Origin of the sequence: Devosia sp. FKR38 (assembly GCF_005222805.1) — a bacterium.
Classification (GTDB): domain Bacteria; phylum Pseudomonadota; class Alphaproteobacteria; order Rhizobiales; family Devosiaceae; genus Devosia.
Genome location: NZ_STGC01000005.1, coordinates 1568999 through 1586141, shown reverse-complemented (window position 1 = coordinate 1586141; position 17143 = coordinate 1568999). Strand labels below are relative to the sequence as shown.

16 protein-coding genes and 2 tRNA genes are annotated in these 17143 nt (G+C 65.1%); 10 read left to right on the top strand and 8 right to left on the bottom strand.

Translation table 11 applies throughout. The features are described 5' to 3' along the window. Window positions 1–3 precede the first annotated feature (3 nt). Window positions 4–1221, bottom strand: coding sequence for an ROK family protein (locus E8M79_RS12645; protein ID WP_137152240.1), 1218 nt, complete (start codon window positions 1219–1221; stop codon window positions 4–6). Between the two features lie 225 nt (window positions 1222–1446). Between E8M79_RS12645 and xylF the strand changes: the two genes are divergently transcribed. The 7 genes from xylF to E8M79_RS12610 all read left to right on the top strand — a co-directional run bounded on the left by xylF (window position 1447) and on the right by E8M79_RS12610 (window position 8067). Next, entirely contained in the window at window positions 1447–2490 is a 1044-nt protein-coding gene (gene xylF, locus E8M79_RS12640; RefSeq protein WP_137152239.1) for a D-xylose ABC transporter substrate-binding protein, read from the top strand. Between the two features lie 138 nt (window positions 2491–2628). After that, on the top strand, window positions 2629–3930 hold the full coding sequence (locus E8M79_RS12635; RefSeq protein ID WP_248305061.1) for a sugar ABC transporter permease: 1302 nt from the start codon (window positions 2629–2631) through the stop codon (window positions 3928–3930). A 12-nt stretch (window positions 3931–3942) separates the two neighbouring features. Then, complete coding sequence (locus tag E8M79_RS12630; protein ID WP_137152238.1) at window positions 3943–4725, top strand: ATP-binding cassette domain-containing protein; 783 nt, start codon at window positions 3943–3945, stop codon at window positions 4723–4725. A 58-nt stretch (window positions 4726–4783) separates the two neighbouring features. After that, the gene (locus E8M79_RS12625) at window positions 4784–5419 is read left to right on the top strand and encodes a DUF1345 domain-containing protein (protein WP_137152237.1); all 636 of its coding nucleotides are present in this window, start codon (window positions 4784–4786) and stop codon (window positions 5417–5419) included. 70 nt (window positions 5420–5489) lie between these two features. Beyond that, complete coding sequence (locus E8M79_RS12620) at window positions 5490–6617, top strand: S-(hydroxymethyl)glutathione dehydrogenase/class III alcohol dehydrogenase (protein WP_137152236.1); 1128 nt, start codon at window positions 5490–5492, stop codon at window positions 6615–6617. 4 nt (window positions 6618–6621) lie between these two features. Continuing rightward, window positions 6622–7089, top strand: a complete 468-nt coding sequence (locus E8M79_RS12615; protein WP_137152235.1) for a YaiI/YqxD family protein — start codon at window positions 6622–6624, stop codon at window positions 7087–7089. 165 nt (window positions 7090–7254) lie between these two features. Beyond that, window positions 7255–8067 carry a polysaccharide deacetylase family protein gene (locus E8M79_RS12610; RefSeq protein WP_248304982.1) on the top strand — a complete coding sequence of 271 codons (813 nt, stop codon included), beginning with the start codon at window positions 7255–7257 and terminating at the stop codon, window positions 8065–8067. A gap of 3 nt (window positions 8068–8070) precedes the next feature. Here E8M79_RS12610 and E8M79_RS12605 read toward each other — a convergent pair whose 3' ends face one another. From E8M79_RS12605 to E8M79_RS12590, 4 genes are all read right to left on the bottom strand, one after another. Further along, window positions 8071–8463, bottom strand: a complete 393-nt coding sequence (locus E8M79_RS12605; protein WP_137152234.1) for a hypothetical protein — start codon at window positions 8461–8463, stop codon at window positions 8071–8073. Next, window positions 8463–9215: a 23S rRNA (guanosine(2251)-2'-O)-methyltransferase RlmB gene (rlmB, locus tag E8M79_RS12600; protein ID WP_137152233.1), complete on the bottom strand. Its 753-nt coding sequence runs from the start codon at window positions 9213–9215 to the stop codon at window positions 8463–8465. The genes E8M79_RS12605 and rlmB overlap by 1 nt, the downstream gene beginning before the upstream one ends. Before the next feature lie 93 nt (window positions 9216–9308). Beyond that, window positions 9309–9393: transfer RNA gene (locus E8M79_RS12595), tRNA-Tyr, on the bottom strand. Window positions 9394–9567: 174 nt separating this feature from the next. After that, complete coding sequence (locus tag E8M79_RS12590; RefSeq protein ID WP_137152232.1) at window positions 9568–10422, bottom strand: sugar phosphate isomerase/epimerase family protein; 855 nt, start codon at window positions 10420–10422, stop codon at window positions 9568–9570. Between the two features lie 97 nt (window positions 10423–10519). On the opposite strand from E8M79_RS12590, the gene E8M79_RS12585 reads away from it, so the two are divergent. After that, a tRNA-Gly gene (locus E8M79_RS12585) sits at window positions 10520–10593 on the top strand. Between the two features lie 199 nt (window positions 10594–10792). Here E8M79_RS12585 and cydX read toward each other — a convergent pair. Genes cydX through E8M79_RS12570 form a run of 3 tightly spaced genes read right to left on the bottom strand, consistent with a single transcriptional unit; the run spans window position 10793 to window position 13614 of the window. Continuing rightward, window positions 10793–10888, bottom strand: a complete 96-nt coding sequence (gene cydX / locus E8M79_RS12580) for a cytochrome bd-I oxidase subunit CydX (protein ID WP_137152231.1) — start codon at window positions 10886–10888, stop codon at window positions 10793–10795. Between the two features lie 9 nt (window positions 10889–10897). Further along, window positions 10898–12046 (bottom strand): cytochrome d ubiquinol oxidase subunit II, encoded by a 1149-nt coding sequence (gene cydB, locus E8M79_RS12575; RefSeq protein WP_137152230.1) that lies wholly within the window; start codon window positions 12044–12046, stop codon window positions 10898–10900. Next, complete coding sequence (locus E8M79_RS12570) at window positions 12043–13614, bottom strand: cytochrome ubiquinol oxidase subunit I (protein WP_137152229.1); 1572 nt, start codon at window positions 13612–13614, stop codon at window positions 12043–12045. The genes cydB and E8M79_RS12570 overlap by 4 nt, the downstream gene beginning before the upstream one ends. Before the next feature lie 208 nt (window positions 13615–13822). On the opposite strand from E8M79_RS12570, the gene cydD reads away from it, so the two are divergent. Together cydD and cydC are read left to right on the top strand one after the other, a co-directional pair. Further along, entirely contained in the window at window positions 13823–15478 is a 1656-nt protein-coding gene (cydD, locus tag E8M79_RS12565) for a thiol reductant ABC exporter subunit CydD (RefSeq protein ID WP_205747909.1), read from the top strand. Continuing rightward, the gene (gene cydC, locus E8M79_RS12560; RefSeq protein WP_137152227.1) at window positions 15475–17142 is read left to right on the top strand and encodes a thiol reductant ABC exporter subunit CydC; all 1668 of its coding nucleotides are present in this window, start codon (window positions 15475–15477) and stop codon (window positions 17140–17142) included. The genes cydD and cydC overlap by 4 nt, the downstream gene beginning before the upstream one ends. Window position 17143 lies beyond the last annotated feature (1 nt).

Here is a 17143-nt window from a genome sequence, read left to right as displayed (position 1 = left end):
CGTCTAGACCAGGCCGGCAAACTCGGCCTGGTCGATCTCGGTCAGCGTCTTCATCAGCAGGCCCTTGAAGATCGGCTCCTTCTCGTCGCGATGCGCGACGACGGTGGGCAGGCCGTTGATGCGGCAGACGAGGGCGCTCGACAGCGCCGTCATGATCTCGGCCTGCATCAGGCCGAAGGCGCGGGCGCCGGGGCCGACGATCAGGATGTGGGACGGGTCGAACACGGCCATCATCCGGCTCAGGCCAAAGCCGATCGCGCGGCCCGCCAGGTTGAACGCATGGGCGGCGGCGCGGTCGCCGGCCTCGGCCCGGGCGATCAGTCCCTCATATTCCTGCAGTGGCACGGCGGGCGCGGGCAGGGTGGTCTCGGGCACCGAATAGGCATTGCGCAGGACGCCATAGTCAGCCGCATAGGCTTCAACGCAGCCGCGCATGCCGCAGCGGCACAGGGCGCCATTGGGCACGTGGTTCATGTGGCCGAACTCGGTGGCGCCCTCGTCGCCGCGGCCTGTGATCTGGCCGCGAAAGGTCATGCCCATGGCCACGGTCGAGCCGACAAAGACGGTCGCGACGCTGGCATCATGCAGGTTGGGGTCGAGCCAGCGCGCCCCCTCGGCCAGGAGGCGGCCGCGCTTGTGTAGCGTCACCGGCAGGCCGAAATGCTCCATCAGGTCGAGCCCGAAGGGCCTGCCGGCGAGACGGGCAATGGGCGACCATTTCAGCGACATGCCGTCGCGGTCGAGAATGCCCTGCACGGAAATGGCGATTCGGCGCAGCGGCACGCCCGGCGCCGCATTGCGCGAGCGCAGATAGGTCAGGCGCTCCGTGAGGAAGGCCGTGGGGGTGGTATCCTCAAAGCTTGTGGGGTGCAGAGGCGTCTCGATGCGGTCGACCAGCACGCCGCCATAGTCGACCAGCGACAGCCGCGCGCGATTGACGTCGAGTTCCACAAGGGCGGCGGCGGCGGCGGGGCGATGGAAGCCGATCAGCGTTGCCGGGCGTCCGCGCATGCGCGCGTCGGGCTTTTCGGTGGGCGCCAGTTCCTCGATGATGCCCTGTGCGATCAGGTCATGGGTAATCGCCGTGATGCTGGCATGGCTCAGGCCCGTCGTGCCCGCCAGGGCGGTGCGCGCCATTTCCCCCTGCGTGCGCAAGGCGCCCAGCACCAGTCCCCGGTTCTGTCGCCGGACGCTGTCACTATCGCTGACATTCCGCGCCAAGCAGCCTACTCCCTACGTCGATCTGCAACACACCATTGTCCGCTTCATAGCGCAAACGGTATTTAGTGCGGGTTGCGGAATTGATGTTGACTCAATCCCATCCATGATGCACTTCTTTTTTCGAGCATTGAAATTAATGCTTGGGCGCCGGTGGAGGGGGCCCGCTGGGGTTGTACCACCGGCACGAATGTGGGCAGGAGGACTGGCCCACGAGGGAGGACAGACATGAACAAGTTTCTAGCGGTTTTGCTGTGCAGCACCGTGATCGCTGGCGCCGCGAGCGCCGCATTCGCTCAGGATGACGTCGTTGTCGGCGTGTCCTGGAACAACTTCCAGGAAGAACGCTGGAAGACCGACGAAGCCGCCATCAAGGCCGTGCTCGACGCCGCTGGCGCCAAGTACATCTCGGCCGACGCCCAGTCGTCTGCGGCCAAGCAGCTGACGGACATCGAAAGCCTGATCAGCCAGGGTGCTGATGCCATCATCGTGCTGGCCCAGGACAGCGAAGCTGTTGGTCCGGCCGTTGCTGCGGCTGTGGCTGAGGGCATTCCGGTGGTCGGTTATGACCGCCTGATCGAGAACCCGGACGCTTTCTACCTGACGTTCGACAACAAGGAAGTCGGTCGTCTGCAGGCTCAGGGCGTCTTTGCCGTGCAGCCCAAGGGCAACTACGTCTTCATCAAGGGCAATTCGGCTGATCCCAATGCCGACTTCCTGTTTGCTGGCCAGATGGAAGTGCTGCAAGCCGCCGTTGATGCCGGCGACATCAAGAATGTCGGCGAAGCCTATACCGACAACTGGAACCCCGAAGTGGCCCAGGCCAATATGGAGCAGTTCCTGACCGCTAATAACAACGAGGTCGACGCTGTCGTGGCCTCCAATGACGGCACTGCCGGTGGCGCTATCGCGGCGCTGACCGCACAGGGCCTGGCTGGCTCGGTGCCGGTCTCGGGCCAGGACGGCGACCATGCCGCCCTCAACCGCATTGCCCTGGGCACCCAGACCGTTTCGGTGTGGAAGGATGCCCGTGAGCTGGGCAAGAAGGCCGCTGAAGTGGCCCTCGAGCTGGCTGGCGGCAAGGCCCTGGGTGAAGTGACCGGCGTCGTGCCCTTCTCGGGCGGTCCGAAGGGCGTTGAGATGAACGCCTTCTTCATCGCTCCGGTGGCGATCACCAAGGACAACCTCAACGTCGTCATCGACGCTGGCTGGGTGTCCAAGGATGTGGTGTGCCAGGGCGTTGCCGCTGGCTCGGTTGCCGCCTGCAACTAGACTTGCAGGGCTAAAGGCTCAAAAAGGATGGTGCCGCAGCGTTTGCGCTGCGGCACTGTCGTAAAAGGTTGGCGCCGCCGGTGATCGGGCAGGGCGCCTTGCCTTCGGGGGAGACCAGACTTGGCTGATCAGCACGCCGTGCAGACTATCGTTCATCCCAGCGCGCATGCGCGCAATCCGCTGCAGCGCTTCCTGATGGCCACGGAGCTCGACACCCGCCTTCTGGGCATGGTGGGCGCTCTGGCCATCATCTGGATCGGCTTTCACGTGTTCTCGGGCGGGCTGTTCCTGACGCCGCGCAATCTGTGGAACCTATCGGTGCAGACCGCCTCGGTGGCCGTGATGGTCACGGGCATGGTGCTGGTCATCGTTACCCGCAATATCGACCTGTCGGTCGGCTCGATCCTGGGCCTGGTGGCCATGGTGATGGGCGTGATGCAGACCGATATTCTGCCCACCCAGCTGGGTCTGGGGCTCGGGCACCCGCTGATCTGGGTGCTGTCGCTGGCCGTGGGCCTGATCGTGGGCACCGGCATCGGCGCGCTGCAGGGCAGCATCATCGCCTATCTGCGGGTGCCGGCCTTCATCGTGACGCTGGGCGGCTATCTGGTGTGGCGCGGCGCGGCCTGGTGGGTCACCATGGGTCGCACGGTGGCGCCGATGGATCCGACCTTCCAGCTGATGGGCGGCGGGCCGACCGGCTCGGTCGGCTGGCTGTGGAGCTGGATCGTGGGCGTTCTGGCCTGCTGCGCCATTATCGCCGGGCTTTACATGGGCCGCCGTCAGCGTCGGCGTTTCAATTTCCCGCTGCGCCCAGTCTGGGCGGAAGCGGCGCTGGCTGTCATTGGCTGCGGCCTGACCATTGCGGCCGTCTGGGTGGCCAATGCCTATCCCTGGCCGGTGCGCATCGCCGAGAAATATGCCGAGGCCACGGGCATGACGATCCCGCCCGAAGGCCTGTTCATCTCCCATGGTATTGCCGTTCCGGTGCTGATTGCCATGGGTGTGGGCATTGCCATGACCTTCATCTCCACCCGCACGCGCTTCGGCCGCTATGTCTTTGCCATGGGTGGCAATCCCGAGGCGGCCGAACTGGCCGGCATCAATACCCGCTGGGTGACGGTCAAGATCTTCATGCTGATGGGTGCGCTCTGCGCCATCGCCGCCGCTATTTCCTCGGCGCGTCTGAATGCTGCGACCAATGCCATGGGCACGCTGGACGAGCTCTATGTGATTGCTGCGGCCGTCATCGGTGGCACTTCGCTGGCCGGCGGTGTGGGCACCATTGCCGGGGCGCTGCTGGGTGCGCTGGTCATGCAGTCGTTGCAGTCCGGCATGGTGCTGATGGGGCTCGACAGCCCGTTGCAGTCCATCGTCGTGGGTATCGTTCTGGTCTTTGCGGTGTGGCTCGACACGCTCTACCGCCGAAATAAACACTAAGGAGTCCTTGTGATGCTGGACGCCCGTACGCCCCTGGTCGAGATGACCGATATCTCGATCTCCTTCGGCGGCATCCGCGCCGTCGACCACGCTTCAATCGACCTGTTCCCCGGCGAGGTTGTCGGCCTTCTGGGCCACAATGGCGCGGGCAAGTCGACGCTGATCAAGATCCTGTCGGGCGCCTACAAGCGCGATGCCGGCTCGATCCGCATCAATGGCGAGGATGCCACGATCAACAATCCCCGCGATGCCAAGGGCTATGGCATCGAGACCATCTACCAGCAGCTCGCCGTGGCCGATAATGTGGACGCGGCGGCCAATCTGTTCCTCGGCCGGGAGATCACCACATCCATTGGCACGCTGGACGATGCGGCCATGGAGGCCAAGGCCCGCGAGGTCATGGGCCGGCTCAACCCGAATTTCCGCCGCTTCAAGGAGCCGGTGAAGGCGCTTTCGGGCGGCCAGCGCCAGTCGGTCGCCATTGCCCGGGCGATCCTGTTCAATGCCCGCATCCTGATCATGGACGAGCCGACGGCAGCCCTCGGCCCGCAGGAAACGGCGCAGGTGGGCGATCTCATCAAGCAGTTGAAAGCCGATGGCATCGGCATCTTCCTGATCAGCCACGACATCCATGATGTGTTCGATCTGGCGGACCGCGTGGTGGTGATGAAGAATGGTCAGGTGGTGGGCAGTGCGCGCACCAGCGACGTCACCAAGGACGAGGTGCTGGGCATGATCATCCTGGGCAAGGTGCCGGCCGGCGCCGTGCCCGGGCCGGGCGCATTGCAGAGTTAGGACTGGACAAGCGGGCCGCTCTGCTGCTGTTTCGGCGGGTTCGCAGCCGGAGCGCGTCATGATCAATCCCCGTCATCGCCTGTTCTATATTGCCATGCTGGCCGGTGTTGTGGGCGGCGCCGTCACTCTGGTGGTGGCGCCAGACCGCGCGATCACCATTGGGGCGATTGTCTTCTTCCTGTTCTATCTGGCGCTGGCGCTGCAACGCCTGCCGCAGTTCACGGCCAAGCATCTGCGCACTGCGGCGGTGGACGCCGATGTGCCCATGGGTGCCATCTTCGGCGTCACGGCGCTGATTATCGGCGTCTGCGTGGTGTCGCTGTTCCAGGTGATTGATGCGCCCGATGGCCATGACTGGCCGCAATTGGCGCTCAGCATCGGCGCGGTGCTGCTGAGCTGGTTTGTGGTGCACACCATGGCCACCTATCATTATGCCTATGAGTTCTATGAGGGCGATGGCGGCGAGGTCATTGCCGGCGGGCTGGATTTTCCCGGCGGCGACGAGCCGGACGGTCTGGCCTTTCTTTATTTCGCTTATGTGATCGGCATGACGGCCCAAGTTGCCGATGTTGCCATCACTACCAACAAGATGCGCCGGCTGGTGCTGATCCACAGCGTCTTCTCCTTCTTTTTCAACACGCTGATCGTCGCCGCCACGGTCAATGTCGTGGTGTCGATCGGCCCGGGGGGCTAGCAAGCCGGTTGCCGCATCACCGGGGGCTGTGCCACACAATGGGCAAAACGCCCTCTGGAGAATCCACGCTATGAAAACCCGCGCCGCAGTTGCCTTCGAGGCTGGCAAGCCGCTTGAAATCGTCGAGCTGGACCTTGAGGGCCCCAAGGCGGGCGAGGTGCTGATCGAGATCAAGGCCACCGGCATCTGCCACACCGATGATTTTACCCTGTCGGGCGCCGACCCCGAAGGCCTGTTCCCGGCCGTGCTGGGCCATGAAGGCGCCGGCGTGGTGGTCGAGGTCGGGGCAGGGGTGACGAGTCTCAAAGTGGGCGACCATGTCATCCCGCTCTACACGCCGGAATGCCGCGAGTGTTACTCCTGCCGCTCGGGCAAGACCAATCTGTGCACCGCCATCCGCGCCACGCAGGGCCAGGGCCTGATGCCCGATGGCACCTCGCGCTTCTCGCTCAATGGCAAGCCGATCTTCCACTATATGGGCTGCTCGACCTTCTCCAATTTCACCGTGCTGCCCGAGATCGCGGTGGCCAAGATCGATGCCGCCGCAGCCTTCGACAAGGTCTGCTATGTCGGCTGCGGCGTGACCACCGGCGTGGGCGCGGTGATCAACACCGCCAAGGTCGAGATCGGCGCCACCGCCGTGGTGTTCGGCCTGGGCGGCATTGGCCTCAATGTCATCCAGGGCCTGCGCCTGGCCGGCGCCGACATGATCATCGGCGTCGACATCAACAATGACAAGAAGGCCTGGGGCGAGCGCTTCGGCATGACCCATTTCGTCAACCCCAAGGAGATCGAGGGCGACATCGTCCCCTACCTCGTCAATCTCACCAAGCGGCGCGGCGATTTGATCGGCGGTGCCGACTACACGTTTGACTGCACCGGCAACACCACGGTGATGCGCCAGGCGCTTGAGTGCAGCCATCGCGGCTGGGGCAAGTCGGTGGTGATCGGCGTGGCCGGCGCCGGCAAGGAAATCGCGACCCGTCCGTTCCAGCTCGTCACCGGGCGCACCTGGATGGGCACGGCCTTTGGCGGCGCCAAGGGGCGCACCGATGTGCCCAAGATTGTTGACTGGTACATGAACGGCAAGATCGAGATCGATCCGATGATCACCCATACGCTGCGTCTGGAAGACATCAACAAGGGCTTTGAGCTGATGCGCGCCGGCGAGAGCATCCGCAGCGTCGTGGTCTACTGACGCCTTGGGCGTGGCGCCGACCATTTTTGTCGATGCCGATGCCTGTCCGGTCAAGGACGAGGCCATGCGCGTTGCCGAACGCCTGGGCCTCGTCATCACGCTGGTGAGCAATGGCGGGGTGCGGCCCTCGCGCGACCCCATGGTCAAGGTGGTGGTTGTGCCCGCCGGCGCCGACGCCGCCGATGACTGGATCGTCGCAGAGGCGCAGGCCAATGACATCGTGCTCACCGCCGATATTCCGCTGGCCAGCCGGGCCATCGACAAGGGCTGTCATGTGCTGGGCTTCACCGGCAAGCCCTTCACCCCCGCCTCGATCGGCATGGCGCTGGCCATGCGGGAGCTCAACCAGCATCTGCGCGAGACCGGCGAGAGCAAGGGCTACAATGCCGGCTTCCGTCCGGCCGATCGCTCCGCCTTTCTCAGCGCGCTCGATACACTGGGACGGAAGGCTAAAGTGCTGGCCGGTAAGTAGTTCTTAAGGCTTTGCAAGCCGAATATTAACCATAATCGTAAAAACTGGGCCGGTCGCAATAGTACCGAGTTCAGTCCTGTGTCGCTGTCACGCTTCGTCTTGTCGCTCGTTGTTGTCGGCGCTGCACTGGGTGGTTGCGCTAAGCCGCCCTCTGAGCGGGATTTGATGTCCCGGACAGGCAAGGGCGACGTCACCGGTTCGATCATCGACCCCGCCCTGGGGTCGGCGATGCAGGCCTATCAGCCTCTGTTGGAGCAGCCCATGCCGGACCGAATTTTTGCCTCCGGCAAGCTGGGCGGGCGCACGCTGGCCGTCGGCACCACGTCGGACATTATCCTGCGTCCTGGCGAAGTCGTGCTGACCTTCGACGATGGTCCGCGGCCGGGCAAGACCAGCGAGATCCTGGCGACGCTGGACGAGTTCGGCGTCAAGGCGACGTTCCTGATGCTGGGTTCGGCCGCGCAGGCGCATCCGGACCTGGCCCAGCAGGTGGCGCTGCATGGCCATACCGTGGGCAGCCACACCTTCTCGCACACAGATCTCAGCACGCTGGACCGCCAGGCGGCCATTGATGAGATCGCCAAGGGCGAACGAGCGGTGTCACAGGCGCTCGCCGGGGCAGGGCAACGCCTTTCGCCCTTCTTCCGCTTCCCCTATCTGGCGCAGACCGGTTTCCTGCGCACCAATCTGTTGCAGGGCAATGTCGTGGTGCTCGACGTCGATATCGACAGCAAAGACTATTACAAGGACGATGCCGCCACGATCACGGCCCGCACGCTGGCGCGGCTCGATGCGCGGGGCAGCGGGGTGATCCTGTTCCACGACATCCACCAGCGCACCGTGGATCTGCTGCCCGGCTTCCTGGCCGAACTGCAGCAGCGCGGCTATTCGGTGGTTCGCCTGGCACCCAAGGACAATTCGATCTTCGGTCGTGACATCATCACGGCCGAAGGCGCGGCCCTGCGCGGCAGCCTCTAGCGCCTAGTCTTCCTCGTCTTCCTCGACGTCGGTGAGATAGACCGAGACTTCGATGTCGATGTCATGACCGGCAATGGCAGCGGCAGCATGGGCCGGGATGCGGGCCGACATGGCCTCGCCCTCTTCGGGAAAGTCGAAGGCCAGGTCCAGCACGGCCTTGCCGATGCGGCGATCTGCCAGCATGGCGGCAATCGCCGGGCCGGAGCGTTCGGCCAGCTCAAGCAGGCTGCGCACGGGGTTGGCCGTGGCGATATCCACCTGGGCGTAGAAGCTGCCCTCGGCATCTTCCCGCTCGTAGCGGCTGCACAGCTGGCGCAGCGCTGCATCAAGCTCATATTGTCCGATGGTCACGCCCGACAGGCGCAGGGCGATGGCAAAGGGGGCAAACTGGCTCATCAGCTTCGTCCGGCAGTGACCGCAAACAGCGCAATGGCGGCGGCGTTGGATACGTTGAGCGACTTGATCGGGCCGGGCATGTCGAGCTTGACCACTTCGTCGCAGAGTTCGCGGGTGCGCTGCCGCAGCCCCTTGCCTTCGGCGCCCATGACGATGGCCATGGCGCGGTCGTCGCTGCGCGGCTTGAGCTGAAGTTCTGATTCAGAATCAAAACCCAGCACCAACATGCCGCGTGCCTTGAGCTTTTCGATGGCGTCGCCCAGGTTGCGCACCTCGATCATGGGCACCAGGTCCAGCGCGCCGGAGGCCGATTTGGCCATGACGCCGGTTTCGCGCGGTGAATGGCGCGCGGTGGTGATGACGGCATCGGCGCCAAAGGCGCAGGCGGTGCGCAGGATGGCGCCGACATTGTGCGGATCGGTGATGTGATCAAGGATCACCACCAGGCGCAGCGGGTGGATGTCATCGAGGCCAAAGCGGCTGACCGGATCGACTTCCAGCGCGGCGCCCTGGTGCACGGCATCGTCGCCCAGCAGGCGATCGAGTTCCTTGGGCGTGGTCTCCTTGACGGTGACCTTGCCGATTTCACCGGTTTCCTTCAGCCGATTGAGGGCATTGGGCGTGGCCAGTAGCACCTTCTTGATGCGGTTGGCATTGTCCAGCGCGGCGCGCACCGTGTGCAGACCATACAGGTACACCGGGCCGTCATCGGGGTCGTAGCGTTTCTTGGGCGGGAATTTGTTGAAGCTCATGAGCCTTGCCTAGCGCCTTTGCGCAACGCCAGCAAGCGGCTCGCCGTGCAGAGCGGCCGAGTGGCAAGGTCTGGCCATTCTGGGGATGGGCGATGGTGGAGGGGACTGGATTCGAACCAGTGTACGCTAAGCGGTCAGATTTACAGTCTGATGGATTTAACCACTCTCCCACCCCTCCACTACATCGTCGTCTGGGTAGGATGACAACGCGCCGAGGCGTGTCGTCGGGGCGGTTTATGGTGGTCTGTGACAACAGTGTCAACACCCCAAGCGCATAGCTCGACAAAAAACCACTGCACTGTGTGACTAGGCCAGGTTTGCCGGGCCTTTCGGCGGGACGATGTCGCCGCGATCACGGTGCCGCGTCGGCCCATTGCTGGCGCAGGAAGAGGATGGATTCGGCAAACAGCGTCTCGAAGTCGGGGAAAAGCGGCCGCCACACGCGCGTCGCTGCCGCCAGTTCCGGCAGGCCGGCGCCAAAGGCCTCCAGCGTCACCCAGCCATCGTGGCCAGTGGCGCGAATGGCGGCAAACACTGCGGCAAAATCGATCTGGCCCCGGCCGGGAATGCCGCGATCATTCTCGGAGACATGCAGCACGCCCAGATGCTTACCCAGGCGGGCGATGGCCCTGGGCTGGCTCTGTTCCTCGATATGGGCATGGAAGGTGTCGTACATGATGCGGAAGGCGGGGTGGTCGACCCGCTCGGCATAGGCGGCGGCCTGTTCGGTGGTGTTGAGGAAATAGGTCTCGAAGCGGTTGAGCGGCTCGAGGCTGATAATCATGCCATTGGCCTGGGCCCGCTCGGCCAGGGCGCGATGCGCCTCGGCGCCATGGTTGAGTTCGTCTGCGGTGGCGCCCTGGCCAGTGAAATGGCCGATGGGGGCATGCACCGGTCCGCCCAGGCTCTCGGAGCCCAGCGCGATGGCGCAGTCCATGGCCCAGTCGAGATGTTGCCGCCCGGCCTGGCGCTCGGCCGGGTCGCTGCTGACCGGATTGGCCAGGGCAGAGGGAATGACCGAGGTGGAGGTGCGGCGCAGCCCGATGCGGTCCAGTTCGCGGCCGAGCCACTTGTAATGCGCCGGTGCGCCGCGCAGCACGGGCACTTCCACGCCATCATAGCCGAGGTCCTTGAGGCGGTGCAGATGGTCCAGATGCTCGGCCTCGATGAAGCCGCTCAGGCACAGTAGATTGATCCCGACCTGCATGCGTCTCTCCCGTCCCGATATCTGTCCGCAGACCGGCCTGAGGGGTTGCGGGCGCGGCGCTGTCGAGCTAATGGCATTCCTGTCGGTCACCGACCGAGCGGGTATAGCTCAGTGGTAGAGCAGCAGCCTTCCAAGCTGAATATGCGGGTTCGATTCCCGCTACCCGCTCCAATCCTCATCCTTGCACATCCGTCAGCCCACTGAAATGGCTGACCGTTTTGCGTCCGCACAGCAGCGCGGCTGCGGCGTGTTGCGCGTGGGTTTGGGCGGACAGTGTCAGGGGAGGGGCCGGCCGGGGGCGTCGGGCGCTGGCGCGCGGCGGGCAAAAAGACAACCGCCGCGCCAGGGTTCCGGCGCGGCGGCTGATGGGTCAGGGTTTGTCTTCAGTCAGTTCATACCACATCGCATTCAGGATGCCGAAGCTGCAGGCCAGGCTCATGCCCAGTATCCAGGCAAAGTACCACATGATGATCTCTCAATACGCGTTGGGGTTGCGGTGCAGGCTCGCCGTGGTCACCGGGCCGCGCATCACGCGGAAGACCCAGGCGGTGTAGAGCAGGATGATGGGCAGGAAGAGCAGCGTCACGCCCAGCATGATGAACAGGGTCAGCTGGCTCGACGAGGCGTCCCATACCGTCAGGCTCGACACAGGGTCGATCGAGGACGGCATCAGGAACGGATAGAGCGACAGCCCGGCCGTTGCGATAATGCCCAGGATGGCGAGGCTCGAGGCGAGGATGGCCAGCACATGGGCCCGGATGGTCAGGGCGACATAGGCCAGCAGGCTTCCCAGCACCGCAACAATGGGGGCGGCCATGGTCCAGGGCATGGTCGTATAGTTGCTGGCCCAGGCGCCGGCCTCGACCACCACGGTTTTGCCCAGCGGATTGGATGGACCACCGACGTCGATGGCGCTGGTGATGCGGTAGCCGCTGAGCACATACAGGGCAATCACCCCGCCGAGCACGAACAGCACAGCGGTGGCCAGGGCCGCCCAGCGGCCGTAGGTGCGGGCGCGGTCGGCAATCTCGCCCTGGGTGCGCGCCGCAATGACGCTGGCGCCCTGGGTGAGCAGCATGGCGAGACTCACCAGACCGGCCAGCAGGGCAAAGGGCGTCAGCAGGCCGAAGAAATTGCCCTCGTAGCTGACCCGCAGCGTGTCATCGAGCCGGAAGGGGGCGCCCAGGAACAGATTGCCCACGGCCACGCCGAACACCACCGAGGGAACAAAGCCGCCGATGAACAGGCCCCAGTCCCACACTGACCGCCAGGTCGGGTTGTCGACCTTGGAGCGGAACTTGAAGCCCACGGGCCGCAGGATCAGCGCCAGCAGAATGGCGATCATGGCGATGTAGAAGCCCGAAAAGCTCGCCGCATAGATGGCCGGCCAGGCGGCGAAGATGGCGCCGCCGCCCAGCACCAGCCACACCTGGTTGCCTTCCCAGGTGGGGCCGGACAGGTTGAGGATAACGCGGCGCTCCTCATCATTGCGGGCAACGAAGGGCAACAGCGCGCCCATGCCCAGATCCATGCCGCCCATGATGGCAAAGCCGATCAGCAGCGTGCCGAGCAGCGCCCACCAGATCAGGCGCAGGGTTTCATAGTCGAGAGGAAGTGCGCTCATTCTGCAGGCTCCGGAAAAGCGGTTGCGGGAACTGGCTCATTGTCGAGCGCCGTGCGCTCGGCGGGGCCGTGCTTGACGACGCGCAGCATCAGCCAGACCATGACGATGGCGAGCACCGTGTAGACCGTGACGAAGAACGCCAGCGAGATGATCAAATCCCAGACATGCAGGCCCGAGGCGGCATAGAAAGTGGGCAGAACCCCTTCAACCGCCCAGGGCTGACGGCCATATTCGGCGATCAGCCAGCCGGCCTCGGCGGCCAGCCAGGGCAGGGGCAGGGTGAACAGGCCGATCCGCAGCAGCAGCGGGCTGGATGTCAGCGTGTGCCGCGAGGCCTTCCAGAACCACAGGCCGAAGAAGGCGATGAAGAAGAAGCCGATACCCACCATCAGGCGGAAGCTCCAGAACAGGGGCCAGACATCGGGGACGGTGTCGAGCGCGGCCTGGGCAATCTCCTCGCCAGTGGCGTTCTCGACGTCCGGGCGATACTTCTTGAGGAGCAGGGCATAGCCGAGGTCGGCCTGGGTGGCGGCAAATTCCGCCCGGGCGGCGGCATTGGTCTTGTCCTGCTTGATGACCTCAAGCGCCTTGTAGGCGTTGATGCCATTGGCGATCCGGCCGGCAGCGATCTCGGTCAGTTCGGTGATGCCCGGCAGGTCGCGGTCAAGCGAGCGCGTGGTGATCAGGCCCAGGATAAAGGGGAATTTCACCTCGTAGGTGGGCCGACCATCGGCGCCGGGGATGGCAAACAGCGTCAGCGCGGCCGGGGCCGGCTCGGTCTCATACATCGCCTCCATGGCGGCGATCTTCATCTTCTGGTGTTCTGTGGCGACATAGCCGGACTCATCGCCCAGCACGACCACCGACAGGGCCGCGGCGAGGCCGAAGCTGGCTGCGACCACCATCGAGCGCTTGGCCATTTCCACATGGCGCTCGTTCAGCAGGTAGAAGGCGCTGATGGCCAGCACGAAAACCGCGCCGGTCACATAGCCGGCGCTGACCGTGTGCACGAATTTGGCCTGCGCGGTGGGATTGAACAGCACAGCCATGAAGTCGGTGACTTCCATGCGCATGGTGTCGGGGTTGAAGGCGGAGCCCACCGGGTTCTGTATCCAGCCGTTGGCGATCAGGATCCAGAGCGCGGAGAAATTGGCGCCCAGAGCCATCAGCCAGGTGACGGTCAGGTGCGCCACCGGGCGCAACCGGTCCCAGCCGAAGAAGAACAGGCCGATGAATGTGGCTTCCAGGAAGAAGGCCATCAGGCCCTCGATAGCCAGCGGGGCCCCGAAGACGTCGCCGACATAGTGGCTATAGTAGCTCCAGTTCATGCCGAACTGGAATTCCATGACGATACCGGTGGAGACGCCCACCGCGAAGTTGATACCGAACAGGGTGCCCCAGAACAGGGTCGCCTTGCGCCAGATGGCGCGACCGGTCATCACATAGACGCTCTCCATGGTGGCAACCAGAATGGAAAGTCCCAGCGTCAGAGGGACGAAGAGAAAATGGTACATCGCGGTAGCAGCGAATTGCAGCCGCGACAGTTCGACGACGAGTGGGTCTGTCATGTCGCATTACCTTTGGTTGACCGGACAGCGCCGGATACCATCAGGCATAGGCCCGCACGCGTAGAAGGCCCTTGATATGGATCAATGCTCCATCGCCCATAGCTGCGATGAGTGATGTATTGCCCTTTTTGCCTTAGGTAGTGGTGCCATGCGTTCCTTGCTGACCCTGCGGACTCTATCCGCCCCGACGGCCGCCGGCCGAACTGCCATGGCACTGCCGCTGATCTCGGGCCTGCTGCTCATCCCGCAGGCTTGGCTGCTGGCCGATCTGCTGCAGGGCACGGTGGTGGATGGCTTCTCGGTGAGCTTGGTGGGGGCGCCGCTGGTCTATCTGGCTCTACTGATGCTGGCGCGCGTCGCCTTGGGCCTGGGCGCCGATGTGCTGGCCATTGCCAGCGCCGAGCAGACCAAGTCGCGGCTGCGGAGCACGCTGGTCGAGAGCTTGTTCCAGAAAGCCCCGATCTGGACGGCCAGCCGCTCGAGCGGCGCGCTGTCGGCGGCGCTGGTGGATCAGGTCGAGGCGCTGGACGGCTATCTGACGCGTTATATGCCCGCCATGGTGCAGGCGGCGCTGCTGCCGGTGGCCATCGCCGTGGCCGTGCTGCCGGTGGACTGGTTTGTCGCCCTGCTGTTCGTGATCACCGCGCCGCTCATTCCAGTGTTCATGGCGCTGGTCGGCTGGGGCGCCGAGGCGGCCAATCGCCAGCAGGCCGCCGCCCAGGGACGGCTCAGCGGCTATTTTGCTGATCGCTTGCGCGGGCTGGTCACGCTCAAGCTGTTCGGGCGCGATGCTGCCGAGATCGAGCAGGCCGGCGCCGCCAGCGAGGCGCTGCGCAAGAGCACCATGGGGGTGATGCGGATCGCCTTTCTCAGCTCGGCAGTGCTTGAGTTCTTTGCCGCGCTGGGCGTTGCCGGCGTCGCGCTCTATATCGGCCTGAGCTATCTCGGCCTGGTCAATCTGCGCTTCTCGCCCTTTTCGCTGCAGGCAGGACTGTTCTGCCTGCTGATGGCGCCCGAGGTCTATCAGCCGCTGCGCCTGCTGGCGGCGCATTATCATGATCGGGCGACGGCCAAGGCTGCTGTTGCCGAGATTGTGGCACAGTTCGACGGGGAGGCCATCGTCGAGGCGTCTCCCGTGCCGGTGGCTGCCGCGGCCATTGCGCTGGGCACCGGCCTGGCGCTGCATGATGTCGCAGTCGATGCGCCCGATGGCCGCGCCGTGGTGCGTGGCGCCAGCTTCGCGCTCAAGCCGGGCGAACACATCGCCATCATCGGCCCCAGCGGCAGCGGCAAATCCACCCTGCTGGAGGCGCTGGCTGGCCTGCGTCCCTATCGTGGCAGCGTGCTGCTGGGTGATCGCGAGCTTGACGATATCCCGCCGGAACAGCTGCGAGACATCATCGGCATGGTAGGGCAGCGGCCGCTGATCTTTGCCGGCAGTATTGCCGACAATATCGGTCTGGGCGATCGCTCCGCCGACGCTCTGCGCCTCAATGATGCGGCCCGCCGGGCACAGGTCAGTCGTTTTGCCAGCCTGCTGCCAGGGGGGCTGAACACGCCGCTGGGCGAAACGGGCCTGGGCCTCTCGGGCGGCGAACGGCAGCGTGTGGCGCTGGCGCGGCTCTATCTGCGCACGCCCGGGCTGATCCTGCTCGATGAGCCAACCGCCCATCTCGATGTCGAGACCGAGCAGGCCGTGCTGGACGAGCTGATGGGTTTTGCGCGCAACCGCGCCATGGTGGTGGTCACGCATGCCGATGCGGTGGCGGCGCGGATGGATCGCTGCTTCCGGCTGGTCGATGGCCAATTGTTGCCCATGCCAGTGCCCAAGCTGCCACCCGCCGGACGGAGGAGCGCAGCATGAAAGCGCTCCTGAGCTTCTTCCCGGCCTTCCGCCCGGTGCGCGGGCTGTTCCTGCTCACCATTGTGCTGACCACGATCACGGTTGCGGCCGGCATTGGCCTGTTGGGTCTGTCGGGCTGGTTCCTGACGGCGGCGGCGCTGTCGACCGCTGGGGTGGCGTTCAACCTCTTTGGTCCATCGGCCGGGGTGCGTGGCCTCTCCTTCGTGCGCATTCTGTCGCGCTATTTCGAGAAGCTCACCGGGCATGGCGCTACCTTGCGAGCGCTGTCAGACCTGCGTCGCTGGCTGTTTGGCCGCATGTTTGCGCGGTTGCCGCTGCCGGTGTCGATCGGGCGCGGCGATCTGGTCAGCCGCTTGGTGGCCGATCTCGACGCGCTGGATACGGTTTTTCTGGTTGCCCTGGGGCCGATCGCTGTGGCTGTCATCACCGGCATCGGCATGAGCCTGCTGCTGGTCGTGCTGCTGCCGGCGGCGGCGCCGGTCTATGCCATCGGCTTTTTGCTGGCCACCGTGGCGGTGCCGGTCGGGCTGGTGCAGCTCTCGCGCAAGCTGGGCAACCAGACCGCCCGTGCCAGCGCCCAATTGCGGACCACCATTCTGGAAAGCCTCGACGGGCATCGCGACCTCGCCCTCTTTGGTGCGCTGGAGGAAACCTCAGCGCGGATTGCCACGCAGGCCGAGGGCCTGTCGACGGTCAAGCAGCGGCTGGGCCGGCTGGGCAGTCTGGCCGCAGCAGCCGTGCAGATGATCTCGGTGGTCATCGTGATTGGCACGCTGGTCGCGGGCATTGATGCGGTCGCCCAGGCGCGCATGGATGGGCCTATTCTGGTGGGCCTGGTGCTGGCGGTCATGGCGAGCTTTGAAGTCTCGGCCGTGCTGGTGCGCAGTGCGGGCCGGCTGGCCGGCTCGATTGCGGCGGCCGAGCGGCTGGTGGATGTGGCCGGTAGCGGGCCGAGCGTTGCGGAACCCAGCTTGCCCGTGCCGCTCGATGCCGGTGCTGGCCTCTCGTTCCAGGGTGTCGATTTCTTCTATGATGCGCGCGCCAAGGTGCTCGACGGGCTCGACTTTGCCCTTGCCGAAGGCGAATGCGTCGCCCTGCGCGGCCCCAGCGGGGCGGGCAAGTCCACCGTGGCGCAATTGCTCGTCGGGCTGTTGCAGCCACAGGCCGGCGCCATTGTGGTCGGCGGCGTCGACAGCCGCCAGATCCCGCTGGCGGCGCTGCGCCAGCATGTGGCCCTGATGACGCAGGACGCGCCGGTGTTCCACGACTCCGTGCGCAACAATCTCCGCATCGGTCGTTCCGATGCCGATGATGCCGCGCTCTGGGCGGTGCTCGATGCGGTGCGGCTGGGCGAGGCCATCCGCAGCCTGCCGCGTGGGCTTGATGCCGTGCTGGGCGAGGGCGGGCAAAGCCTCTCGGCCGGCCAGGCTCGACGCATTTGCCTTGCCCGCACGCTGCTGTCGCAGGCGCCGGTTGTGGTGCTGGACGAGCCGACCACCGGGCTCGACCCGCAGGCAGAGGCCGATTTCCTCGCCGATGTGCCCCGGCTCACTGCCGGGCGCACCGCTTTGGTCATCACCCATGCCGATGTGACGGCGACCGGCTTCCGCGTCCTGACCCTTCGGGCAGGACGCATCATGGCGGACGCCGTCCGTCCAGCCTGAG

Excerpts from the sequence above, each read along its gene's own strand:
- xylF (WP_137152239.1), top strand. The coding sequence starts at position 1,447 with ATGAACAAGTTTCTAGCGGTTTTGCTGTGCAGCACCGTGATCGCTGGC.
- E8M79_RS12630 (WP_137152238.1), top strand. The coding sequence starts at position 3,943 with ATGCTGGACGCCCGTACGCCCCTGGTCGAGATGACCGATATCTCGATC.
- E8M79_RS12625 (WP_137152237.1), top strand. The coding sequence starts at position 4,784 with ATGATCAATCCCCGTCATCGCCTGTTCTATATTGCCATGCTGGCCGGT.
- E8M79_RS12620 (WP_137152236.1), top strand. The coding sequence starts at position 5,490 with ATGAAAACCCGCGCCGCAGTTGCCTTCGAGGCTGGCAAGCCGCTTGAA.
- E8M79_RS12610 (WP_248304982.1), top strand. The coding sequence starts at position 7,255 with ATGTCCCGGACAGGCAAGGGCGACGTCACCGGTTCGATCATCGACCCC.
- E8M79_RS12605 (WP_137152234.1), bottom strand. The coding sequence starts at position 8,463 with ATGAGCCAGTTTGCCCCCTTTGCCATCGCCCTGCGCCTGTCGGGCGTG.
- rlmB (WP_137152233.1), bottom strand. The coding sequence starts at position 9,215 with ATGAGCTTCAACAAATTCCCGCCCAAGAAACGCTACGACCCCGATGAC.
- E8M79_RS12590 (WP_137152232.1), bottom strand. The coding sequence starts at position 10,422 with ATGCAGGTCGGGATCAATCTACTGTGCCTGAGCGGCTTCATCGAGGCC.
- cydX (WP_137152231.1), bottom strand. The coding sequence starts at position 10,888 with ATGTGGTACTTTGCCTGGATACTGGGCATGAGCCTGGCCTGCAGCTTC.
- cydB (WP_137152230.1), bottom strand. The coding sequence starts at position 12,046 with ATGAGCGCACTTCCTCTCGACTATGAAACCCTGCGCCTGATCTGGTGG.
- E8M79_RS12570 (WP_137152229.1), bottom strand. The coding sequence starts at position 13,614 with ATGACAGACCCACTCGTCGTCGAACTGTCGCGGCTGCAATTCGCTGCT.
- cydD (WP_205747909.1), top strand. The coding sequence starts at position 13,823 with ATGGCACTGCCGCTGATCTCGGGCCTGCTGCTCATCCCGCAGGCTTGG.
- cydC (WP_137152227.1), top strand. The coding sequence starts at position 15,475 with ATGAAAGCGCTCCTGAGCTTCTTCCCGGCCTTCCGCCCGGTGCGCGGG.